The sequence below is a fragment of the Falsiroseomonas sp. RANM36 genome (assembly GCF_056682175.1).
This window is the reverse complement of sequence record NZ_JBWXTD010000004.1, coordinates 472902-476751: the sequence shown is the minus strand read 5'-3', so window position 1 is coordinate 476751 and position 3850 is coordinate 472902. Positions and strand designations below refer to the sequence as shown.

Below are 3850 nucleotides of genomic sequence, written 5' to 3'. Positions count from 1 at the left end.
GCCGCGCCCCGGCCGCTATGCTGGCCGAGAAGTCCCGCGTCGCCTCCACCCCCGCCGGGCGCGGCGAGCCGCGCGGCAAGGCGAAGGAGGCGGGGCACGGCGACTGCGTGGACTGCATGGCCTGCGTCAATGTCTGCCCGACCGGCATCGACATCCGCGACGGCCAGCAGCTGGAATGCATCGGCTGCGGCCTCTGCATCGACGCCTGCGACGACATCATGGGCAAGCTCGGCCGCCCCAAGGGGCTGATCGCCTTCGAGACGCTGAAGAACATCGCCGCGTCCGAAGGCGCGACCCGGGCCATGGCGCCCTGCGCCGCCCGCACCGAGGCCGGCATGGCGGTGCGGCACGTGCCGAAATTCATCCGCGCGCGCACCCTCGTCTATGCCGGCGTGCTGGCCGGCGTGCTCGCGGTGATGCTCGGCGCCTGGCTGCTGCGCCAGGAGGTGACGCTCGCGGTGCTGCGCGACCGCGCGCCGCTCTATGTCCGGCTGGCCGATGGCGGCGTGCGCAACGCCTACACGCTGAAGATCGCGAACAAGACGCGCGAGGCCGGCACCCTGACGCTGGCCTTCGAGAGCCGCGCGCCGCTGACGCTCGCCATCCAGGAAGCGCCGGAGGCCGGCGCCAACCGCTTCACGGTCTCCACCCGCGCGGACGGGCTGACCGAATGGCGCGCGCTGGCGACGCTGCCCGCCGGCGCCCGCGTGGAGGAGAGCACGCCCGTGACCTTCCGACTGCTCGATGCCCGCGGCCGCACCGTGGCGCGGACCAACAGCGTCTTCCTCGCCCCGCATCAGGAGCATCGCCGATGAGCGACAGCACGCTCCGTCCCGCCCCCGACTTCGATCCGCGCCGCAGCCGCTGGATCCCCTGGGCCTTCATCGGCGCCTTCGTGGTGATCATCGCCGTGAACCTGGTGCTGGTCGTCGCCTCGGTGAGCACCTTCACCGGGCTGACCACGGCGCACTCCTATGACCGCGGGCGCGCCTACAACGAGGTTCTGGCGGAAGCCGCGCGGCAGGATGCGCTCGGCTGGACCGCCCGGGTCGCGCTGGAGGGCGAGGCGCTGGCCGTCGCCGTCACGGACCGTGAGGGGCTGCCCGTCGGCGGAAGGCTGGAAGGCGTGCTGCTTCGGCCCCTGGAAGGCACCGCGTTGCCGCTCGACTTCGCCGCCGCCGGCGCCGGGCGCTTCCTCGCCCATGCGGCGCTGCCCGCCGCCGGACAGTGGGAGGCGCGGCTGACGCTGCGCGGCGCGGACGGGGCGCGCTTCGACATCCGCCAGCGGGTCTTCGCACGATGACCGTCGCGGCGGGCTTCCCGGACGGCCTCGCACCCGGGCAGGCGGGCCTGTCGCGCTCGGCCTGCGCGCATTGCGGCGCGCCGCTGGTGCCGGGGCAGGGCGAGTTCTGCTGCACCGGCTGCGCCGGCGCGCATGCCCTGGTGCGCGGCCTCGGCCTCGATGCCTTCTATCGCCGGCAGGAGACCGCCGCGGGCACGCTGCGCCCGCCGGAGACGCTCTCCACCGACTTCGCCCCGCATGCGCGCGAGGCCGCCAACGGTGTCTGCGAGCTCGAGCTGATCGTCAGCGGGCTCACCTGCGGCGCCTGCGTCTGGCTGGTGGAGCAGGCGCTGGCCGCCGAGCCCGATGTGCTGCGGGCCAGGGCAAGCCTCTCCACGCGCCGGCTGGTCATCGCGTGGCGCGGCTCTCCCGCGCGCGGCAACGACCTGGCGGCGCTGGTCGCGCGGCTCGGCTTCAAGGTGGCGCCCTGGTCGCCGGCCTGCCTGCGCGCGACCGAGGACGCGGAGGGCCGCGCGCTGATCCGCGCGCTCGGCATCGCCGCCTTCGGCGCGATGAATGTGATGCTGGTCTCCATCGCCGTCTGGGTCGGCACGGACATGGAGCCCGAGACGCGCCACCTGATGCACTGGCTCGCCGCGCTGATCGGCCTGCCGACGGTGCTGGTGGCGGGCATGCCCTTCTACCGCTCGGCCTGGGACGCGATCCGCGCCGGCCGCGTGAACATGGACCTCGCGGTCTCCATCGGCGTGCTGGCCACCACGCTGATGTCGCTCAGCGAGACCTTCCGCAACGGCGACTACACCTGGTTCGACGGCGCCACCTCCCTGCTCGCGCTGCTGCTGGCCGGGCGCGTTCTCGACCGCGCGATGCGCCGCCGCGCCCGCCAGGCGATGGCGGAACTCCTGGCCCTGCAGGAGGGCACGGTCGCGCTCCGGCTGGCCGACGGCACCACCCGCGGCGTGCCGGCCGACGCCGTGCGCGTCGGCGATGTGGTCCTCGTCGCTTCCGGCGAGCGGCTGCGGCTGGACGGCATGGCGGAGGAGCCGGTGCTGCTCGACACCTCCGCGACCACCGGCGAGGCGATGCCGCGCGAGATTCCTGCCCACACGCTGGTCGAGGCCGGCGCGGTGAACATGGGCGCGGCCTTCGCGATGACCGTCGCCGCCGCGGCGCGCGACGGCTCGCTGGCGCAGCTCGGCCGCCTGCTGGAACGGGCCGAGCAGGGGCGCGGCCGCTTCGTCTCGATCGCCGACAGGGCGGCGCGGCTCTACGTGCCCGTCGTGCATGCGATCGCGCTGGCCACCTTCCTCGGCTGGTGGCTCGGCGTCGGCGTCGCCTGGCAGGCGGCGCTGGTGCCGGCGGTCGCGGCGCTGATCGTCACCTGTCCCTGCGGGCTGGCCATCGCGGTGCCGGCCGTGCAGGTCGCCGCGGTCGGCGCGCTGTTCCGCCGCGGGGTACTGGTCGCCTCGCCCACCGCGCTCGAGAGGCTGGCGAGCGCGGATCATGCCGTGCTGGACAAGACCGGCACCCTGACCGAGGGCCGGCCGGAGCTGATCGCCGACGCGACCATCGAGCCGGCCGTGCTCCGCAGCGCGGCCAGTCTCGCCCGCGCCAGCCGCCACCCGCTCGCCCAGGCACTGGTCCGCGCCTGCCCGGAGGCGCCGGCGGTCGCCGGTGTGCGGGAAGTGCCGGGCAAGGGGCTGGTCCGCGGCAGTGCCCGCCTCGGCAGCCCGGTCTTCTGCGGCCTGCCGGACGACCAGGGTTCCGGGATGGAGCTGGCCTACTGCGTCGCCGGAGAGCGGCCGGCGGTGTTCCGCTTCGCCGACCGGCTGCGCGGCGATGCGGGCGAAGCGGTGGCGGAACTGCGCGAGCTCGGCCTGGAGACGGAGCTGCTCTCGGGCGATGGCGCCGGCGCGGTGGAGGCGGCGGCCGCGGCCGCGGGCATCGGACCGTGGCAGGCCCGCGCGACGCCGGCCGACAAGGCGCACCGCATCGAATCGCTGCGTGCCGCCGGGCGGCACCCGCTGATGGTCGGCGACGGCATCAACGACGCGGCGGCGCTGAGCCTCGCCCATGTCTCGATGAGCCCCGGCACCGGCACGGACATCGCCCAGGCCGCATCCGACATCGTGCTGCGGGCGGAGGGGCTGGCCGCTCTGCCCGCGGCGATCCGCGTGGCGCGCAAGGCGCAGGCGCTGGCGCGGCAGAACATCCTGTTCAGCCTGGTCTACAACGTGGTCGCCGTGCCGATGGCGGTGCTCGGCTTCGTCACGCCGCTGATCGCGGCGGTGGTGATGGCGAGCTCCTCGATCATCGTGATCTGCAACGCGCTGCGCGCCGGCAAGGAGGTGGGCCAATGACGACGACATGCGCCGCATGGCGGCCCGCCGCTCCTGAGGCGGGCCGAGCCCGCGAATGCGGGCCGCGGCCGGTGCCGCGAAGCCAAGGCCGCGCATGCGGCCGCCCCGCGGCGGAGGGCGCCGATCCATGAATGCCCGGGTTTTCCTGGTGCCGGCCGCGCTGGCGGGGGGGGGGGGGGGGGGGGCC

The 3850-nt window shown here is 75.1% G+C and carries 3 protein-coding genes; all 3 read left to right on the top strand.

Going from position 1 to position 3850, the window contains the following annotated elements; all coding sequences use genetic code 11:
* Window positions 1-815: 4Fe-4S dicluster domain-containing protein (locus AC1MIR_RS16040; RefSeq protein WP_480029190.1), on the top strand; the 815-nt coding region annotated here is incomplete at its 5' end.
* On the top strand, window positions 812-1303 hold the full coding sequence (locus tag AC1MIR_RS16035) for a FixH family protein (protein WP_480029189.1): 492 nt from the start codon (window positions 812-814) through the stop codon (window positions 1301-1303). The genes AC1MIR_RS16040 and AC1MIR_RS16035, both read left to right, overlap by 4 nt.
* Window positions 1300-3663 carry a heavy metal translocating P-type ATPase gene (locus tag AC1MIR_RS16030; RefSeq protein ID WP_480029188.1) on the top strand — a complete coding sequence of 788 codons (2364 nt, stop codon included), beginning with the start codon at window positions 1300-1302 and terminating at the stop codon, window positions 3661-3663. The genes AC1MIR_RS16035 and AC1MIR_RS16030 overlap by 4 nt, the downstream gene beginning before the upstream one ends.
* Window positions 3664-3850 lie beyond the last annotated feature (187 nt).